Here is a 19589-nt window from a genome sequence, read left to right on the forward strand (position 1 = left end):
TCTCACTTCCTTTAAATTTATTTTGTTATAATTATTATTTTATCAAGTTTAACAATTAAACTTCGCTATATTCTAGCAAGATTTATATCTATCAGCAAATATTATTTATAACCAAAATATTTTAAAATATGTAACTCTTTAGTTTTGCTCTCCATCGTAACTATATTTATAGGACTCTGCCAATTACGAACCCAAGTAAGCTGACGCTTAGCAAGTTGGAGTGTAGCTACTATACCTTTATTGACAAATTCATCATAACTAATACCTCCATCAAGATATTGCCATGCTTGGCGGTAACCAACACTTCTAATAGCCGTACTATCTATACTTAAATTTGGATTATCTCTAAGCTTTTGTACTTCAGCCAAAAAACCTTCTGCTAGCATTTGTTTAAATCTAAGTTCAATATTTTTATGCAGTATCGATCTATCATTTGGTACTAAAGCACATAGTTTTAGATCTTCTTCTAAACCACCAATTTTAGATGTTTTGACAAGCTCAGAATATTTCTTACCACTTATCATAATAACCTCAAGAGCGCGAAAGATTCTTTGCTGATCATTAGGATTAATTTTTTGAGCAGATTCTAGATCCATTTTGCTTAGTTGCTGATGAAGATATTGTAAGCCTTTTGCTTTTCTCTCTAATTCAAGCGTTTTCCTTATCTTAGCTTGAGATTGTGGTAGTGCAGATAAACCTTCTATCAAACCTTTGAAGTAAAACATTGTACCACCAACAAGTAAAACTTCTTTACCTCTAGCCCATATCTCTTTTTTAAGAGTATTTACACTTGATATAAAATCTGCTATAGAAAAATTATCTGCTGGTTCAATGATATCAATAAGATGATGCTTAATACCATCTTGCTCTTGTAGAGTTGGCTTAGCTGTACCAATATCCATGCCTCTATAAACAAGAGATGAGTCAACACTAACAATTTCAGCATTGATGCTTTTAGCTAACGATATTGACAGCGAAGTTTTACCAGAAGCTGTAGGTCCAGCCAGACCATAGATTGATTTACTCATTTAGATATTTTTATCATTAACTTTAATTGGAATTTGTTGTTTAATTACCTGTAAATAGAAGTTTAGTTCTTCTTGTTTATACGTATCGATAACTTGATTAGGTACTTGAGTAGCTTTATTATTTATTGGCTCAACTTTAGCTACCTTATACATATAAATATCACCATTAGCAGTCTTATAATGATGATATTGATTATTACTATTGGACATTACATAATCATTAAAATCTTTGCTAAATACTTGTGAGTTACTACTTACTATGGCTTGTTTAAAGCTTTTATCTATCTTCTTACCACTAATTAAATCATTTAAAAGGTATTGTGCCTGCTGTACAGCAAGTTGTTGTGATTTTTGCTCAATATACGCCTTTGAAATTTTATCTTTAATATCAGCTAGTTTTTGCTGAGTTGCTTTGGTTGAGTTATCTACTTGATAAACTAGAAGATGATTATTAGCTATAGCAATGCTTGCATACTTATCTAAGTTTGCAAAAAACTGGCTATTAGCAATATTACTAATTGTCATATCATTATTATTAATAATTGTAGCTGTTTTAGCTTTGCCAAATCTTTTTTCTAATTTAGCATATTTAATGCTATCAACATTTTGTGTGTACTCATTAAACTTCTCTAAGGCACGCCTATTTTTAATTATTTTTTGGATAGTAGCTTTAGTATTATAATCAAAATCTTTGAAGAATTCTTTATGGGTTTGATAATAAGCCTCTAACTCATATTTATTAATATTATTTTTTGTTATAAAATCATCTTTTGTAATTATGAAGTAACTAATCGTCTTTCGTGCTGGTGATATATACTCATTTTTATGAGTATCATAGTAGCTTTGTAAATCTTGCTGGCTTGGTTTAATTTGTGATTTGAAATCAGAAGAAGAAACCTTGAAATAGTCTATATACTTATTTACAGAATATATACTTGTAAGCAACTTATTATCATAATCCGTATTAAATGATGTATCTACTATAGTTTTAGGAATTATAGTTACTTGGATATTTTGAGCTAATATCTGCTCTAACCTATCCATACCACCTAAATATGCAACAACTTGTTTTAGCTTATCAGCAGAAAACTTACCATCTTTATCAAAAAAGATTGTATTGGTAAATATTGCTGATTGTAGAGCTAATTTTGACACTACAATATTGTGGCGTTGTGCATCAGCTAATAACAAATACTGATCTATCATTTGAGCTAAAATAGATCTCTTTTGTGCATTTGTAGTAACATTTTGAGTGTATTGTTGAAATTGCTGCGAGCTTATTTCATTATCGCCAATTTTAGCAACATAAGCTCTACTACTACCAATATTTGTAAAAAAGAATGTCATACCTGAGATTACAAAAATAAAGCTCATCGAGATAACCACAATCCAAGTAAAAGGACCTTTAAGTCTATCATTTAAAGACTGTAACATTTTATTGACCTTAATTAATAATTAATTTAATTAACTTGTAAATATTATAGATAAAAAAAAAGCATACTACCAAGTATGCCTTTTAAAAAATTACTTTTTTGTAAATTTTTATTATTTTACAGCGTCTTTTAGACCTTTACCAGCTTTAAAGCTAGGAACTTTAGAAGCAGGAATCTTAATAGTTTCACCAGTTTTTGGGTTTCTGCCTTCTCTAGGGCTTCTTTCTTTTACTTGAAAAGTACCAAAACCCACTAGAGTTACACTATCACCACTTTTTAAAGCTTTAGTTACTGCAGCAATAGTAGCATCTAGAGTATTACTCGCAACTTCTTTAGTAACATCTGCTTCTTTAGCTATAACACTTACTAATTCACTCTTGTTCATGTTTTAAACTCCTTTATTTTTATACAATTGACAAGTGTCACTTAAATTTATAACACTAAAAATGCAGTGTTTCAACACCTAAATATCAAAAAACTCTATCTAAAACATCTTTTATGCTACTTACAGGAGTTATTTCTAGTTTTTCAAGGATTTCTTTATCGATATCCGTAAGGTTTTTGACATTTTGTTTAGGAATCAAAACTTCCTTGATTCCACCTCTTAATGCTGCTAAAAGCTTCTCTTTTAAACCTCCTATAGCTAACACTTCACCGCGTAACGTTACCTCACCTGTCATTGCAACATCATTTCTAACTGGCTTGTTTGTATATACGGAAACTAAAGCAGTCGTCATTGCAATACCAGCACTTGGTCCATCTTTTGGAGTAGCTCCTTCAGGAACATGAATATGAACATCTTTCTTCTCATAAAAGTCCTCTTCTAGCTTATAGTCTTTGGATATCGAGCGCATTACACTAAATGCTGCATCTATTGACTCTTTCATTACATTACCTAAACTACCAGTATATTTGACTTTTCCTTTGCCAGGCATTGCTAGGGCTTCTATAGTCAAAAGCTCACCTCCAACTGATGTCCAAGCCAAGCCTGTTACTTGACCAACCTTTGCTTTAGCATTTTTGACACCATAATCATACTGATGCACGCCTAGATAATCTTCAAGATTTTTTTGTGTAATCGAAATTTTGCCAGTATTTGGATCTTTTAAGAGACTTTTAACTGCTTTACGACAGACACTATCTACCTTTTGCTGTAAATTTCTTACGCCAGCCTCTCTTGTATAATATCTAATAATATCAAGAATAGCTTTTGGCGTGAAATTAATTTCATCCTTAGTCAAACCATTGTTTTCTAGTGCTTTAGATATTAAATATTGTTTTGCAATTGCTTGTTTCTCAATCTCTGTATAGCCTGATAGATTGATAATCTCTAATCTATCACGCAATGCCGGATCTATATCTAGCGAGTTTGCTGTTGCAACGAACATTACATTTGATAAATCATAATCTATCTCAAGATAATGATCATTAAATGTACTATTTTGCTCTGGATCAAGTACCTCTAATAACGCAGCAGATGGATCACCTCTGAAATCAGATGAGATCTTGTCAATCTCATCTAATAAGAAAAGTGGATTCTCTGTCTTTGATTTAATTATCTTTTGTATAATTTGACCTGGCATAGAACCTATGTAAGTACGACGATGTCCTCTGATTTCTGATTCGTCACGTACTCCACCTAATGCCATACGCACATACTCACGACCTGTTGCTCTTGCAATCGACTGGCCTATAGATGTCTTACCCACACCTGGAGGTCCGACTAGGCATAAAATTGGCGCTTTGGTATTGCTATCTCTTTTAATCTGAACAGCTAAATGCTCAAGAATTCTTTCTTTAACTTTTTTGATACCGTAATGATCTTTTTCTAAAACTTTCTCAGCAAGGTTAATATCTCTTTTAACTTTCGCTCTCTTACCCCATGGTAGAGAAAGTATAGTCTCGATGTAGTTTCTTGAAACAGCTGACTCTGAAGAAGAAGGTGGCATTGCCTTAAGCTTTTTAAGCTCTTTTAAGCATTTCTCTTTTGCATCTTTAGACATCTTAGTATGCTCAATCCTTTTTTTCAAAGCAGTCACTTCTGATTCTTCATCAGCTTCACCAAGCTCTTTATATATAGCCTTGACTTGCTCATTTAGGTAGTACTCACGCTGATTCTTATCAACTTGTGCTTTGACTCTATCTTTAATCTTAGCTTCTAGCTCTAGTATTTCTAACTCTTCATAAAGATATGAAAGCAGTAGCGAAGCTTTATTTTTTATCTCTGTTGCTTCAAGAATCTTTTGCTTTTTAGCTATCTCTGTATTAAGAATAGTTGCAATTTCATAAATAAACTTATGTGGCTCTTCTATATTTATTAGTGTAGCTAATGACTCTTTTGAAACTCTACCACTGATATCAACAAATTTTTTAAGCAAATCAGAAACTGATAGTAAAATAGCTTTTAGCTCTTTATCAACTTGGCTAGGATCATAATTATCATTAACATGTAGACTATCTAAATTAGCGTAAATACAACCATCAATATCTTCATACTTAGCTACTAGTCTTTTAGCCATACCCTCAACTATTATTTTCAAACTACCATCAGGAAGTTTCATAATCTGGACAACTTTGGCAAGAGTTGCAATATCATAAATGTTTTCTATAACATCACCACCACTAGAGCCATTTTTTTGTGTAGCTAATAAAATATAGTTATTATAATTATTTGATGCCTGTTTAACTGCCTCTATTGACTTTTTACGCCCAACATTTAGTGGAAGAGTCATCGATGGATAAATAACAATATCTCTTAAAGGAATAACAGGAACGATATTTAGAGCTTCTAACATAAACTTACATCCTCCTGTAAATTTTTAGATTATATCTTTAAATTGTTTTTTCTGTTGTGTTTTTGTAACTAAGATTGGTTCTTGTTGCTCTAGAATTACTTTGGCATTGATAATAACTTTTTCAATATCTTCAGATGAAGGTACATGAAACATCACTTCAAGAAGTACATTTTCTAAAATAGTTCTTAGTCCTCTTGCACCTGTTTTTTTAGCAATTGCTTTTTTAGCTACCTCAACAAGAGCCTGATCTGTAAACTCAATACTTACATCATCAAACTTAAACAGCTTAATATATTGTTTAATCAAAGCATTTTTAGGTTCTGTAAGAATTTTAACTAAATCATCTTCCTTAAGCTCTTTTAGAACTGTAACTATTGGTAAGCGACCAATTAGTTCTGGAATAAGACCAAATTTAGTTAAATCATCACTCTCAACCTTTTGCATTAGTTTATCGCTATCTAAATTATTTTTTTGTTGAATAACATCAGCATTAAAACCAATACTAACCTTATCCATTCTATGCTTAACAACCTTTTCGATACCAGCAAATGCTCCACCACAAATAAATAATATATCTGTAGTGTCTACTTGAATCATATCTTGATTAGGATGTTTTCTACCACCTTTAGGAGGCACAGAAGACACAGTACCTTCTATAAGTTTCAATAATGCTTGCTGCACACCTTCACCTGATACATCACGAGTTATTGATGTACTCTCTGATTTGCGTGCAATTTTATCTATCTCATCAATATAAATAATACCCTTTTGCGCTTTAGCAACATTAAAATCAGCATTTTGTAAAAGACGAACTATTATATTCTCAACATCATCACCAACATAACCAGCTTCAGTAAGAGTTGTAGCATCAGCAATAGCAAAAGGTACATTTAGTAACTTTGCTAAAGTTTGTGCAAATAATGTCTTACCTGAACCTGTTGGCCCAATCAACAGTACATTACTCTTTTTAAGCTCAAGATCATTATCTTTTGTTGGGGTAGATGTGATTCTCTTATAGTGGTTGTATACTGCTACTGACAATACTTTTTTAGCATTATCCTGACCAATAATATAATCATCTAAGTATTTTTTGATTTCTACCGGCTTTGGCAGCTTATCAAATGAAACATCTTCTAAAGGAGTACTACTGGCACTACGGATTTTTTCGGCACATTTACTTACACATTCATTACAGATGTTACCATCTCTTCCTAAGATAATATTTTTGACTTCCTGTTGCGATTTACCACAAAAAGAACAATATGGAATTTTAGCCATTTTATTAAGTTGACTTCCTTTAATTATTTAATAATTGCTTCGCGAGATTCAATCACATGATCAACCAGACCATACTCTTTAGCTTCATCAGCCATCATAAACTTATCTCTATCAGTATCTTTCACAATAGTTTCCAAATCCTGACCAGTATGATGTGCTAAGACTTTATTTAGTCTATCCTTTATACGTAAGATATTTTTTGCATGAATCTCAATATCAGATGCCTGACCTCTAAAACCACCTAAAGGTTGATGAATCATAATCTGTGAGCTTGGTAGGCTATATCTTTTACCCTTAGCACCACCAGCTAATAAAAGCGATCCCATACTAGCAGCCAAACCAATACAGATAGTACTTACATCAGGTTTAATAAACTGCATAGTATCATATACACCCATGCCCGCTGTAACCATACCACCTGGAGAATTTATATAAAAATAAATATCTTTATCATGATCCTCTGACTCTAGAAACAACATCTGCGCTATCACAAGATTAGCTGAGTGATCATTCACCTCACCATTTAAAAAAACTATACGCTCTTTAAGCAGTCTTGAGTAAATATCAAAAGCTCTCTCACCGCCAGCTGTTTTTTCAATTACAGTAGGAACTAAATTATTAGTTATCATTTATAACCTCTCTTTAAAAGCCAGTTGAGAAACCAGATTGTTGAGCTTGTATACTTTCCTTAATAACATCAAAGAAATCTTCTGTTTTCTCTGTTACTTTAGCTTGCTCCAATACCCAGTCTGTTAGCTTATTCTCTATCACTAGCGCTTTTAAATTAGCCATTTCTTTATCATTTTTCTTGATGTGCTCTTTAGTTTTCTCTGGCTCTTCATAAGCTTGTACTAGCTCATTTAATAAACTCTCAACTTCAGCATCTTCTGCCTTGAACTCTTGTGAATTCACAATATTATTTAGAATTAGGCTAGTCTCTACTTTTTGCTTAGCATTAGCTTCAAATAAGTTATCTGGTAGTTGACTAACATCAAAACCTTTATCGCCACCCATTTGCTTAAGCAGATTTTGCTTAGCTGCATCAATTTCTCTCTTAATCAAAGATTTAGGAGTTTCAAACTCAGCGATTTCTCTTAAACCTTTGAAAATTTGATCTTTTACTTTTCTTTGTAAGATGAATTTAAGCTCACGCTGCATATTTTCTTTGATTTCATTCTCAAAAGTATCAACACCACCCTTTACACCAAACTTCTTGACAAACTCATCGTCAACTTCTGGTAACTCAGCTTGTTGAATTTTATTAACAGTTATATCAAAAATAGCCTCAGCTCCAGCAAGATCTTTATTTTGGTAGTCTTGTGGGAAAGTTGCAGTAATAGTTTTTTGCTCGCCTTTTTTCATACCGATGATACCATCTTCAAAGCCTGGAATCATTTGACCAGAACCGATGATAACATCTGTGTCATTTGCTGTACTACCTTGGAAAGCTTCACCATCTTTCTTACAAACGAAATCTATCGTTACTTTGTCACCTTTTTCTACAATTTTGTCAACTTCTGAGAAAGTTGCAAACTGCTTTCTAAGATTTTCGATCATTTGCTTAACTTCTTTATCAGTTAGTTCAACAACTGGCTTTTGAACTTCGATTTTGTCAAAATCAGTTACTTCAAATTCAGGGAAAAGCTCAAGATTAGCAACAAACTTAAGTGACTGACCTTCTTTATTTTCTTTTAATTCAACTTCAATACCAGCAACTACTAGCTTCTCATCTTGAATAGCTTTAGAATATTTTTGAGGAATAAGATCAGAAATCACTTCCATACGGATTTGCTCGCCATACTTCTTCTTAACTATACCAGCAGGTACTTTACCAGGTCTGAAACCATCCATCTTGATAGTTTTTGCAGTTCTATTGATTTCTTTTGAAACTACACTGTCAATTTCGTTAGCTGGCACTTCGATTAATAGTGAACAGTGAATTCCTTCTTTTTTCTCGACAGTAACTTGCATTATTAAGTTTTCCTTTTTATTTTTCACAACTTATCTAGTAGCAAATTTTAACTATCATCTATTAGATTGTCTATATGTTTATTATTAAATCATATGACAAACCAAAGCATTTATTGTAAAATCTAGCTATTTTCTACAATATTTTTTTATGACTTATGGTAACTATAATTGTAAGCGTTTGTTTACTAATCACACCCTTCATAATAGCGTTTTTGCACTCAAGTATTATTCATGATAAGCACTATGCGAACATCTACGCAAACTACTTTATAATCAGCAATATAAGCCTTTATACTTTAATTAATAGTTATGTATATTTAGTATGTGGGGATATCATGAGTAAATTTCAAGGATGGATTTTCACTCCAGCTGTTTTTCAGATAGGAATTTTTCAATTAGCTATATTTTTATTTTCAATTTTAGCATTATTTAAAAATAGTCAGTTTAAAGCCGCTTGTTTAATATTTTTTGCTATTTATACAATTCTAAATTCGCTAACACTATTTAATAGTGGCTCTGTTTATAATTCAGTTGTTGAGGCGATATTTTTTGTAAATATTGTAGCTGCTGTGATTGCTTATGTTTTGTACAGGGTTTTGAATAGGAAGGTTTAGTTTTTTTGAAGTACTACTCTGACCTGCTCCGCAGCCAACCTCTTCGGCATTTGAATGGGAATTAGCTTTTAATATTGCTAATACTAAAATTCCCATTCAAATTTTGAAGTGGTGGTAACCTTTAGGTTGACCTGGTAGTATTTACAACATTATCAACATACTGCATAAATCTATCAGTTTGTGTAAGATCTACTATTTTGATAGTGCAAAATATCATCAAAACTTAGCTCTCTACCCTTGCGATCTTTAAGCCATTTTTCGCTGGTTAATAACCACCAATAAATTCCAAGCTACTTCTGTGACATTATCAAAATATTGCTCTTTATTGATATACACCTTACCATTTTTATAGTTTGACTTATCTACAACATTATCACCGTCTATATGGTAGCTTGTGATATAGTCTGTAACTACTGGCAACTCTAAATGGATTTGGCAAAACTTACATACTCACCTAGTTTATGGACAAGATGGGTTAATTTAGCAACCGGGTAAACCTTTTGCTTTTTGCTCAATTACACCTTTTCTAAACTCTTCTGCACTATAACTATAATTTTTATAGTTATCATACTCTTGCAATGAGTTACATAAAACTGTCTCATCAACATCCAAGATAACGCCCCATGTACCTATTTAGATGCCCTTTAAAACTTGATGCTTTGTTCTATTGTGCCGCTTATAGATCTCTAGATAGATTGCTCTTTTTTTTTTCATCAGAATCATGATACCACTTAACACCATCAATACTTACACTGTCACATGTAACTGCATAAGCTGTTACAAAACAAAACTGTATAGCAATTACAAAGATTTAATATTATTTTTCTCATCGATATTGATAAGTTCTTGTTCTTATGATACTGATACCATGACGAATAGGTAAGACTAATGTTTCTAGGTCATCGCGTTGATTTACATATTTGTTAAAATCGTCTAAGGCTTTAGCGCACTTGTCTTGAGGATCTAAAACTTCACCACGCCAGAGTATGTCATCAACTATGATTACACCAGTATATGCTAGTTTAGCGACTAAAATGTCAAAATACTCTTGTATCTGTTTTTTATCAGCATCAATAAAAGCAATATCTATTTGATTTGGTAATGTTGGTAAAATATCTATAGCATTACCTTGGCAATATTCGATATTTGGGTATTTAGCAATAAACCGGTTTGCTAGCTGCTCACCTGTCTGATTAGGTCTATCTATAGTATATACTTTAGTATCTGGCGATGCCTCAGCCATTGCAATTGCAGACATCGCTGTAAATGTACCAACATCAACACACACTTTCGCCCTACTAGCAAAAACAAAAAATTGTAGTAATTTAGTGACTATCTTCTCTGAAAGCATTTGCGCACCGTGAATATTTTTGCGGGTGTAATAGCTTAGCTGCTTGAGATTATCTGATAAATCACTAGTATGCTCAAGACAATACTGCCAAATATCATCTTTTGTAAATTGATTTTGCCTCATCGAAGTTAATACGTTAAGAAAGCTTCGAGTATTTTACATTAATTAAGCGAATTAGTCTAGACTCTAAAAGTGCTTTTAGTTAAATTTTGTGGTAGAATCTTAGAGTATTTTATATTTAATAACCTTTATTACTCCCAAGGTAAGAGTTTAAAATATAACTTAATTTAAATCGTGACAAGATTAGCACAGATCAGTTTATGTATTTATTATATTTAATATTAATAGCACTTTAGCTATACTACAAAATAAAGGGTTTCGATTAAATGAAAGAACAAAAAAAAGTTTTCATAAAAACTTTGGGTTGCCAAATGAATGAATATGACTCTGCTAGAATACATGAGGTGCTAAATGAGCATTTTCATACTGTAAAAACAGATGATTATAAAGATGCAGATATAATCTTAATTAATACTTGCTCTATCAGAGAAAAGGCTCAAGAAAAAGTATTCCATGAGCTTGGAAGATGGAAAGGTCTGAAACAAACTAACGAATATCTAATAATAGGTGTCGGTGGTTGTGTTGCTTCACAAGAGGGTGAAAATATTATCAAAAGAGCACCCTTTGTTGATATAGTTTTTGGTCCACAAACTATTCATAGACTTCCAGAGATGATTAAGCAAAAACAAAAAACTCAACAACCTCAAGTTGATATATCATTTCCTGAGGTGGAAAAATTTGACTATCTGCCAGAGCCAAAAGCTAAAGGTGCTAAGGCGTATGTATCTATTATGGAAGGTTGTGATAAATACTGCTCATACTGTGTAGTACCATATACCCGCGGCCCAGAAGTAAATAGACCTTTTGAAGATATCTTAGCAGAATGTGCTATCTTAGCAGAACAAGGAGTGAAAGAGATAACCTTACTTGGACAGAATGTCAACCACTATTTAGGCCCAATGGAGAATGGTCAAACAGCAGACCTTGCTTTGCTAATCCACTTTATCGCTGAGATAGATGGTATTGAGAGAATTAGATTTACTACTTCACATCCAGTTGAGTTTTCACAAAACTTGATTGATGCTTATGCAACTGTACCAAAACTTGCTAACCACTTACATTTACCAGTCCAACATGGTTCAGATAGAATTCTTATTAATATGAAAAGAAACCATACTATCTTAGAGTTTAAACAAAAAATTAGAAAATTAAGAGCGATTCGCCCTGATATTGTAATTTCATCTGATTTTATTGTTGGTTTCCCTGGTGAGACAGAAGAAGATTTCCAAAAACTACTAGATTTAGTAAAAGAAATCAACTTTGACCAATCATTTAGCTTTATCTATAGCAAGCGCCCTGGCACTCTAGCAGCTGATTTACCAGATGACACTCCTATGGAAGTCAAAAAAAATCGTCTTAAGCGACTACAGGATTTACTAAATAGTAATGCTCAAATAATCTCTAGACATATGGTTGGCACTAACCAGAGAATTCTAGTAGAAGGAACATCTAAAAAAGATCATAATATCCTTGCTGGAAGGACAGAAAATAACAGAGTTGTAAACTTTAAGGGTGATAAGTCTTTGATTGGTAAGTTTGCTATGGTTAAAATAACTGAAAGCCTACCAAACTCTCTAAGAGGGGAACTTATTTAATCTATGAATAAAACTCAATTTGTTCTTGAACCTTATAACTACGATGCAATGATGCTACTTTGTGGCAATCTTGATGAAAATATTCGTGCTATAGAAAATTATTTTGATGTTGATATTAGGCATCGTGCTGATGAGTTTGATGTTACTAGTGATTCAAGAGCTAATAATACCCAAGCAAAAAGATTTATCAAATCATGTTATGCTGAAATTCTAGCTGGTAATACTAAGATTGATTTAGAGCAGATTACAACTATCCTCAATGCTACTGCTAAAGATAAAGTCGCTGCCACCGCTAAGTCACGCAAAAAATTTGAAGAAGCTGAAGTTCAACTAAGAAGCAAAAAGCTCAAAGCGCGTACACACAACCAAGCAATATATCTAGAGAATATCAAAAATAACTTTGTCACATTCGGTGTTGGTCCTGCTGGCACAGGTAAAACCTACATTGCAATTGCTTGTGCTGTAGCAGCTTATGAGAAAGGTGAAGTTAGAAGAATTGTACTAGTACGCCCTGCTGTTGAAGCTGGTGAGAAACTTGGCTTTTTACCAGGTGATCTAACCCAAAAGATTGATCCATATCTACGCCCAATGTATGATGCTTTGTTTGATTTTATGGGAGTAGAAAAAGTCACCAAGCTAATAGAAAAGCAAGCTATTGAGATTGCTCCGCTGGCATATATGCGTGGTAGAACAATCAATGACTCTTTTATCGTCCTTGACGAGAGCCAAAATACCACAAAAGAGCAAATGAAAATGTTCTTAACGAGAATTGGTTTTAGTACTACAGCTGTTATAACGGGCGATATCACCCAAGTAGATTTACCAAAAAATGTTACATCAGGATTAATCCATGCTTTATCAATCCTTAATGATATCGAAGGTGTAGCTATTAGCTACTTAAAATCAGTTGATATTGTCCGCCATCAAATAGTTCAGAAAATAGTTAATGCTTACGATAAGCACGAGGAGAAAACTAAAAATGGATAGTCTAAATATAAATGTTATCAATGATGACGAACACCCCATACCTAGCCAAGATTTACTGCTAAAATGCCTACAACTTGTAGCAGACAAACACCATATCAGCCATGCTGAAGTGAATGTAAGTATTGTCTCAAATGATGAAATTCAGCGGATAAATAAACAGTTCCGTAATAAAGATAAGCCAACAAATATCATCTCTTTTGAATTTGAGAAGCCTCAAGGCTTACCTGATGATATTACTGCTGATTTCTTAGGTGACATTATCATAGCACCAATGGTACTAGAGAAAGAAGCCAAAGAGCAAAAAAAGAAACTCCATGATCATTGGCAGCATATTTTTATCCATGGTTTGCTACACTTGCTTGGTTATAATCACCAAGATGATCAAGAAGCCAAAGTGATGGAGAATTTAGAAATACAACTATTAGAACAGCTAGGAATAGCTAATCCATATATTGAACAAGAGAATCAAAATGGCAGACAATAATCCTTTTATAAAAAGAATTACCTCAAGCATTTTTAATATAAAAAGTGAAGATGCTCTTATTGATGTTATCAATAGGGCCGCAACTAATGAGGTCATTGATAAAACATCACAGAATATGCTAATAGGTGCGATGAAAATATCATCACTAGATGTTGGTGACATTATGATATCACATACAAAAATTGTTGCTGTAGATATGTCTATGTCTATTAGAGAAATCTTAAAAAAAACAATAAACTCTAGTCATACACGCTTACCTGTCTACTGTGAAAACAAATCTGAAGTGCTAGGAATTTTACACTCAAAAGACCTACTAAAACTAATCTTTGAGAAAGAAATTGAATCAGCTGATGATGAAGAGCTAAAAGCCGAAGATATCAAAAATATTCTGCGACCTGCTATCTTTATCCCAGAAACTAAAAAACTTAACGCAATGCTTAAAGATTTCAAAAATAGTCAAAATCATATTGCCATAGTTGTTGATGAATATGGTGCTATTTCTGGATTAATTACTATTGAGGATGTTTTAGAAGAAATTGTTGGTGATATTGAAGATGAATTTGATATTACTAGCCAAAACATAGTTAAAGTAGCAGATGATAAGTTTATATTAGATGCCACAACTACAATAGAATACTTCAATGAGTATTTTGGTACATCAATAGATGATAATAGCGATTATGACACTATTGCTGGCATGATTATTCAAACTTTAGAGTGTTTACCTCAAAAGGGTGATAGTATCGTCGTTGATGGCTTGAAATTTATAGTACAAGAGGCTGATAATAGAAAAATCATTAAGATTTTAGTCGAAAAGTTTAAGAAATAATGAAAAAGTTAATATTTAGAATAATTCCACCGCTATTAAGCGGTGCTATACTCACTTTAGCTTTTGCACCTTTCCGTATTGATATACTAGCATTAGTATCTTTAGTACTTTTTTTCTATCAGCTAAATAAAGCAACTAAAATTCGCAGTGCATTTTTTACCGCAGCATTATTTGGGATTGGTTTCTTTGGCACTAGTATATCGTGGATATATATAAGTATACATTTATTTACTGAATCAATCTCTGCTGGTTTATTTACAACAATTGCTGTGGTAATCTCGTTAAGTTTCTTACATATAATACCTTTTGGTACATTTAGCTATATCCTCACGCGCAAAGCTAATAATTTTGCCAAACTACTAATCTACTCTGCTTTGTGGACACTTTTTGAAATAGTTAAAGCTAATCTACTCTATGGTGGCTTTCCATGGGTATCACTAGGCTATTCACAGACTGAATCGCCTCTAATATGGTATGCTAATATTGGTGGTGTTTATTTAGTTAGTTATATTATTGCTTTTATTGGATGTTTGATAACTTTCTATATTTGTAATAAAACTACTTTGAAGAAAACAGTTAGTGTAATCTTTATCATAACTATTTTATATATAGGTGGTGTCACTATCAAATATTGCCAGCCTGAGACTCAAACAAAACAGCCTCAAAAGGTAGTATTAATCCAAGGAGATTTTGTCCAAGGATTTAAGTGGGATCCTGATAATTTTTCTAGGATGCAGAAATACTATCAACAAGTCGCAGCTAAATATAAAAACTCATTAATAATCCTCTCTGAAAATGCGATTCCTAATTATAGACAATATATGAGCTCATATTTTAATAATCTTAAAGAGCTAGCTGATGAAAATAATAATGCCATGCTTATTGGCTCACTAAGTATTGATCAAACAGCATCTAGAACTAAAATTTACAATAGTTCAATTATTATTGGTAACGGTCAAGGAATATATAATAAACATCACCTAGTCCCATTTGGTGAGTATTTCCCAATCAAAGTTTTTGGTTATGTTGATAGTGTAGGTTTAAGTAGCTTCAATGTTGGTGACAAGATTCAACCAATTATGACAGCTTTTGGTCAACCTCTAGCTAATTTTATCTGCTATGAAGTTGCATATCCCGAGCAGGTCCGTGATCAGCTACAAGGTGCTAAGCTTATTTCTATCATTAGTGATGACTCTTGGTTTGGTGACTCAATCGCTCGCGAGCAGCAACTACAAATATCTCAAGTCAGAGCAATAGAAAATGCTAAATATGTTCTTACAACTACTAGTAATGGTATCACCGCTGTTATTGAGCCTAATGGGAAAATTATTAAAGAGCTACCTAAAGATACTCGTGCTACACTTAAGCAAACTATATATCTAAATGATTATCATACTATTTGGATAAGTGTTGGTATGTCGCTAGTTTGGTTATTATTGATATTTAGTATAGCTATCGGACTAATCATAAAAGATAAATACTCAAAATAATTTTTATATACAACACATTCAACACATTGAAGCGCTCTCTTATATCTACAGACTCCATTTTTGCCTTCTATAAAAGCTAAATGCTTTACTAGAATAAAAGTAAAAATTTACTTATGTTCTAAATTATTTTCTGCCAAATTAAGTAGATTCGTAACTATCTTTGTAGCATAACCTTCACAACAATATTTATGATCAATTACATAACTAATTTCAATAGTGTCTATCTCTTGATATAAGCAAAACTTGACCTAGCTATGAAATTACCATTTTTATCAAATATCATAAAAACTGGAGCCTAATATTTTTCGTAGCCACCAATAAATCCAAGTATGTACATAGTTTCTTATCTTGATCACTTCGGGAAATTATGATATTTAAAGCTTTAAGATACCGGCAATTGCATAAAAAATTTAAATAAGTATTCTGTTTATTATACATAGCATTTCCTAAATTTATTGCAGCAGACTTATTAGGCTTTTTAAGTGATTTCACAATTACTGATATAAAAATTAAAGGTTTAAGAGATGTGTTGTTAATTTAAATCTAAATATAAATAAATTATAACTAGTCGTAAGACTTATCTAAGTATAACTTAATCCAATAATTAGCTGTAGTTTTGTTCATTGATAATAATTTTTATAGTTCACGCTGTACTTCCTGCATTAATAACTTGATTAATTTGTTTTGATTGTATGAACTTAATCTTATCTTTCTCATTAAAATTTTAGTTATTTAGAGTAACCCACCTAAAATAATATACTGCTGCTTAAACATTTTTTAGGTTATTCCCAAAATTAGAAATAAATGAGTTTAATAAAAACATAAAAAACTATAACAAATTATTGATATATGAAAGTGAAGAATTTTTCAAAACCTTATTATATAAATATTTTTTAAGTTTTTTAATTTCAATCAGTTTAAATATTTTTTACATAATGAAGTAACCTGTTTCATAAATAAAAAGTGAATAAAAATAACTTATTTTGTTATAACATTGTATTTTATTCTAGTTAAGTAGCTATAAATTTCACTGAATCACTAAAGATGCATATCATTTTACTATTTTATTTTTCAAATAAAAGAAGAAATAATAGTAGTAAATTAAGGAGTGTAAAGAAAATATGAAAAAACTACTCGTATTATTAACATTAGTTGGTAATATCACTAACTAGTATTGGTTTTAGCAAAGAGTTAAATAGTTATCCTGTAAATGCTGTAAAAGCTGGAAAAAATACTACTACAGTTGTTATAAATTTCCCAAATTGTAAACCAGAAATAAAAGCATTCGGGCAATTTAGTCCTAAATCAATAATTATTCACAGTAATTCCATACTTTTAGATGTCCATTTTACTAGAAAATAATCAACAATACCCAAATTAATCAGTACTAGAATATGTAATTTATAAGATAAATTATAATAATATTAATATAAAGACTGAAATTCTTAATGCTAAGAATTATAGCCAAATGAAACATTCTAAACATATTAATATTAGTTGCACAATTGGTAAAGGCCAAGCTAGCTTTTCTATAATTAAATATAAAACATTTCTATGATACATCAAATACTAGAATTGTAATTAACAAATCTAAGCATATACTTTATAAAAAGTATTGAGCTATTAGCATATCAAATTAAAGCAATTTGAAACTTTTTATGTAGCAATTTTTTGTATAAACTTTAGATGTTGTTTGTTTAGCTACAAAGGCTGAAACAATGTGTTTATTAGTAACAACTTTATAATTAATCCAAACTCTCATACTAGATAACTCTAATTTGCAAGGTTCTTTCAAAAACCTAGAAAAATAAATGGTGGTAAACTTGGTATTTAAACTATCAATAAAAAAGCTATAAAATAATAATCAAAACTCATATTTGTAGTGTTTTCAAGTTTTTATTATTTAGTGCAGTTTTAGATTATGATATACGTAATCAAGGCTTATTAGATAAATAAGATTATGATATTAAAAATTGATACTGATACACTTGGATATGCACCTATCACTGCTAAAAATGTCGGCAAAAGCTTAACTATTTCACAACTTAAATTATGCTGCTATTCTAAGTGATAATCTACTGCTAATATCTTAGTAGAGAACTAGATGGTTTATAAAACTTAAATAAATTCATAAAAAATTAGGTGATAATGAGACTATAATCGTAGCTGATGAATCAGAAATTAATTACACTTAGCCTGGATAGTGATATAAATAAAACAACTCCAAAATATTACTAAAGATATTTTAAAGCACCTACAAGATAACAATACTGGTGCAAATAAAATAGCTTCTGGTATGCCTAAAAATTGGATAATTGGCTATAAAACTGAAACTTATGGCCAATATGCAGCTACTAATGATGTGGCTGCTATTATTATATGGCTTAAAAACCAGCAAACTATTGCACTATTATATACAAATCCTAATGATAAAGCAGGCTGCTAAGTTGATAACTAATGATCTAACCAACAGTTATAAATAAGCAATACGCCACATTGAAGAGACATTATTTATAACAGAATCTCGATCTGGAATATTAGTCAAAAACTTTAATCCCGTAAGATTTTGGATCTTTTTTATTGATACTCTATAGTTAGCAATCTTAGTTTTATCAACCCTCGCGTTTGGCATTACAAAAGCTATTGCCTTATTATTAGAAGGTACATAAATTATCTTAAAGAAATAATCAGGTACAGCTATTTTATTACCACCTATAGTTTTATGAATTTTTTGTTTTTTGTATATTGGTCCTGTATAGACATATATACTATCATACATATTCGCCCAGATTCGCTCATCTGTCTCAAGTCTTTCCCATCCTTGCCTATTTAGCTCTGCCTTTTGCGGTAAAATATTTGATAACAAGAACGACTGATCTGCAGATTTCTTGCTAAAATCTATAGATGCATACGAAGCTAAATGCCCTCTGTCATAACCGGAACGAGAATAATCATCTAATGTCGCTCTATATACAAATGGTACATCATTGTCTTCTTTGAATTTATCATCACGTTTAAGATGATTGACTACTTTTGATTTTGTCAACTTAAATGCTACCCAGCTTGCCTCTTTAGTTTGATAGTTATAACCAACAACATAACCATCACGACATAGATAAAGATTTGCCTGCCCTAAACCTTCAGTTACACCATAACTAGGATTACCATAGGCTAGAAAACCATGACAATAATCAGTAACTGCTGGTAAAGTTCTAACTGGTGGATACTGCTTAAGATTATAAAATTCATTTGATTGTTGCTGTTGTTTTTTCGACTCATCACTTTGTGAAAAAAATCTAGCAATAATATTCGCATTATCTTTGGCAGTATAGTGCTTTATTGGCTCATTAGTGAAATAGTTATATACTGCATGTCTAAAGTTTATAAACTTTTCTTTTAAGTCAAATTTATCAAAAAAGATACCAGAAAAGCCACCACCTATAGTCAAAGCTAGTAGTACAAATATTTTTAAACTTATCAGCTTACTAGTCGTTTGCCTTTTGGTATTTTTTTGCTTTGGTGTTTTTTTTGTCATCTTAAAATACTTTTTTTATTTATTTTCAAAAAAATAAAAGCTATTAACTTTTCATACCTGAAAATTATCCTATTATTTG

Annotated in this window: 17 protein-coding genes and 2 pseudogenes; 8 read left to right on the forward strand and 11 right to left on the reverse strand. The window is 31.6% G+C overall.

Annotation, left to right across the window (positions count from 1 at the left end; all coding sequences use genetic code 11):
• Positions 1–101: 101 nt before the first annotated feature.
• The 7 genes from miaA to tig all read right to left on the reverse strand — a co-directional run bounded on the left by miaA (position 102) and on the right by tig (position 8505).
• The gene (gene miaA / locus FSC845_RS06520) at positions 102–1028 is read right to left on the reverse strand and encodes a tRNA (adenosine(37)-N6)-dimethylallyltransferase MiaA (RefSeq protein ID WP_064461208.1); all 927 of its coding nucleotides are present in this window, start codon (positions 1026–1028) and stop codon (positions 102–104) included.
• Positions 1029–2462, reverse strand: coding sequence for a peptidylprolyl isomerase (locus FSC845_RS06525; RefSeq protein WP_064461209.1), 1434 nt, complete (start codon positions 2460–2462; stop codon positions 1029–1031).
• A gap of 111 nt (positions 2463–2573) precedes the next feature.
• Positions 2574–2846 carry an HU family DNA-binding protein gene (locus FSC845_RS06530; protein ID WP_064461210.1) on the reverse strand — a complete coding sequence of 91 codons (273 nt, stop codon included), beginning with the start codon at positions 2844–2846 and terminating at the stop codon, positions 2574–2576.
• An 85-nt stretch (positions 2847–2931) separates the two neighbouring features.
• A complete protein-coding gene (lon, locus tag FSC845_RS06535; RefSeq protein ID WP_064461211.1) occupies positions 2932–5256 on the reverse strand; it encodes an endopeptidase La in 2325 nt (774 codons plus the stop codon).
• Between the two features lie 24 nt (positions 5257–5280).
• Positions 5281–6534: an ATP-dependent Clp protease ATP-binding subunit ClpX gene (clpX, locus tag FSC845_RS06540; protein ID WP_064461212.1), complete on the reverse strand. Its 1254-nt coding sequence runs from the start codon at positions 6532–6534 to the stop codon at positions 5281–5283.
• 23 nt (positions 6535–6557) lie between these two features.
• On the reverse strand, positions 6558–7163 hold the full coding sequence (gene clpP / locus FSC845_RS06545; RefSeq protein ID WP_064461213.1) for an ATP-dependent Clp endopeptidase proteolytic subunit ClpP: 606 nt from the start codon (positions 7161–7163) through the stop codon (positions 6558–6560).
• Positions 7164–7176: 13 nt separating this feature from the next.
• Positions 7177–8505, reverse strand: a complete 1329-nt coding sequence (gene tig, locus FSC845_RS06550) for a trigger factor (RefSeq protein ID WP_064461214.1) — start codon at positions 8503–8505, stop codon at positions 7177–7179.
• 155 nt (positions 8506–8660) lie between these two features.
• On the opposite strand from tig, the gene FSC845_RS09815 reads away from it, so the two are divergent.
• Complete coding sequence (locus tag FSC845_RS09815; RefSeq protein ID WP_064461215.1) at positions 8661–9119, forward strand: DUF6790 family protein; 459 nt, start codon at positions 8661–8663, stop codon at positions 9117–9119.
• Positions 9120–9365: 246 nt separating this feature from the next.
• On the opposite strand, the gene FSC845_RS08355 is transcribed toward FSC845_RS09815, so the two are convergent.
• The 3 genes and pseudogenes from FSC845_RS08355 to FSC845_RS06565 form a co-directional block, all read right to left on the reverse strand.
• Entirely contained in the window at positions 9366–9539 is a 174-nt protein-coding gene (locus FSC845_RS08355; RefSeq protein ID WP_193789264.1) for a hypothetical protein, read from the reverse strand.
• A gap of 8 nt (positions 9540–9547) precedes the next feature.
• Positions 9548–9949 (reverse strand): annotated as a pseudogene (locus FSC845_RS09820) (HAD family acid phosphatase); the annotation flags it as partial.
• Positions 9946–10593, reverse strand: coding sequence for an O-methyltransferase (locus FSC845_RS06565; protein WP_064461216.1), 648 nt, complete (start codon positions 10591–10593; stop codon positions 9946–9948). The gene FSC845_RS06565 and the pseudogene FSC845_RS09820, both read right to left, overlap by 4 nt.
• A 263-nt stretch (positions 10594–10856) precedes the next feature.
• Here FSC845_RS06565 and miaB point away from each other — a divergent pair, with 263 nt between their 5' ends.
• From miaB to FSC845_RS06600, 7 genes and pseudogenes are all read left to right on the forward strand, one after another.
• Entirely contained in the window at positions 10857–12185 is a 1329-nt protein-coding gene (gene miaB / locus FSC845_RS06570) for a tRNA (N6-isopentenyl adenosine(37)-C2)-methylthiotransferase MiaB (RefSeq protein ID WP_064461217.1), read from the forward strand.
• Positions 12186–12188: 3 nt separating this feature from the next.
• A complete protein-coding gene (locus FSC845_RS06575) occupies positions 12189–13172 on the forward strand; it encodes a PhoH family protein (RefSeq protein ID WP_064461218.1) in 984 nt (327 codons plus the stop codon).
• On the forward strand, positions 13165–13656 hold the full coding sequence (gene ybeY, locus FSC845_RS06580) for an rRNA maturation RNase YbeY (RefSeq protein WP_064461219.1): 492 nt from the start codon (positions 13165–13167) through the stop codon (positions 13654–13656). Before FSC845_RS06575 ends, ybeY begins: the two co-directional genes overlap by 8 nt.
• Positions 13643–14485 (forward strand): HlyC/CorC family transporter, encoded by an 843-nt coding sequence (locus FSC845_RS06585; protein ID WP_064461220.1) that lies wholly within the window; start codon positions 13643–13645, stop codon positions 14483–14485. The genes ybeY and FSC845_RS06585 overlap by 14 nt, the downstream gene beginning before the upstream one ends.
• Positions 14485–15975, forward strand: coding sequence for an apolipoprotein N-acyltransferase (lnt, locus tag FSC845_RS06590; protein WP_064461221.1), 1491 nt, complete (start codon positions 14485–14487; stop codon positions 15973–15975). The genes FSC845_RS06585 and lnt overlap by 1 nt, the downstream gene beginning before the upstream one ends.
• Positions 15976–17127: 1152 nt before the next feature.
• Complete coding sequence (locus FSC845_RS09185) at positions 17128–17337, forward strand: hypothetical protein (protein ID WP_227806593.1); 210 nt, start codon at positions 17128–17130, stop codon at positions 17335–17337.
• A 386-nt stretch (positions 17338–17723) separates the two neighbouring features.
• Positions 17724–18458: pseudogene (locus tag FSC845_RS06600) on the forward strand (serine hydrolase).
• Here FSC845_RS06600 and FSC845_RS06605 read toward each other — a convergent pair.
• On the reverse strand, positions 18449–19510 hold the full coding sequence (locus tag FSC845_RS06605; protein ID WP_064461222.1) for a DNA/RNA non-specific endonuclease: 1062 nt from the start codon (positions 19508–19510) through the stop codon (positions 18449–18451). The pseudogene FSC845_RS06600 and the gene FSC845_RS06605 overlap by 10 nt on opposite strands.
• Between the last annotated feature and the right edge of the window lie 79 nt (positions 19511–19589).

The organism is Francisella persica ATCC VR-331, from assembly GCF_001653955.1.
GTDB lineage: Bacteria > Pseudomonadota > Gammaproteobacteria > Francisellales > Francisellaceae > Francisella > Francisella persica.

Coding starts and splice junctions, on each gene's coding strand:
- tig (WP_064461214.1), bottom strand. CDS start 8,505: ATGCAAGTTACTGTCGAGAAAAAAGAAGGAATTCACTGTTCACTATTA.
- miaA (WP_064461208.1), bottom strand. CDS start 1,028: ATGAGTAAATCAATCTATGGTCTGGCTGGACCTACAGCTTCTGGTAAA.
- FSC845_RS06530 (WP_064461210.1), bottom strand. CDS start 2,846: ATGAACAAGAGTGAATTAGTAAGTGTTATAGCTAAAGAAGCAGATGTT.
- miaB (WP_064461217.1), top strand. CDS start 10,857: ATGAAAGAACAAAAAAAAGTTTTCATAAAAACTTTGGGTTGCCAAATG.
- FSC845_RS09815 (WP_064461215.1), top strand. CDS start 8,661: ATGGTAACTATAATTGTAAGCGTTTGTTTACTAATCACACCCTTCATA.
- ybeY (WP_064461219.1), top strand. CDS start 13,165: ATGGATAGTCTAAATATAAATGTTATCAATGATGACGAACACCCCATA.
- FSC845_RS06605 (WP_064461222.1), bottom strand. CDS start 19,510: ATGACAAAAAAAACACCAAAGCAAAAAAATACCAAAAGGCAAACGACT.
- lon (WP_064461211.1), bottom strand. CDS start 5,256: ATGTTAGAAGCTCTAAATATCGTTCCTGTTATTCCTTTAAGAGATATT.
- FSC845_RS06525 (WP_064461209.1), bottom strand. CDS start 2,462: ATGTTACAGTCTTTAAATGATAGACTTAAAGGTCCTTTTACTTGGATT.
- clpP (WP_064461213.1), bottom strand. CDS start 7,163: ATGATAACTAATAATTTAGTTCCTACTGTAATTGAAAAAACAGCTGGC.
- FSC845_RS06575 (WP_064461218.1), top strand. CDS start 12,189: ATGAATAAAACTCAATTTGTTCTTGAACCTTATAACTACGATGCAATG.
- lnt (WP_064461221.1), top strand. CDS start 14,485: ATGAAAAAGTTAATATTTAGAATAATTCCACCGCTATTAAGCGGTGCT.
- clpX (WP_064461212.1), bottom strand. CDS start 6,534: ATGGCTAAAATTCCATATTGTTCTTTTTGTGGTAAATCGCAACAGGAA.
- FSC845_RS06565 (WP_064461216.1), bottom strand. CDS start 10,593: ATGAGGCAAAATCAATTTACAAAAGATGATATTTGGCAGTATTGTCTT.
- FSC845_RS06585 (WP_064461220.1), top strand. CDS start 13,643: ATGGCAGACAATAATCCTTTTATAAAAAGAATTACCTCAAGCATTTTT.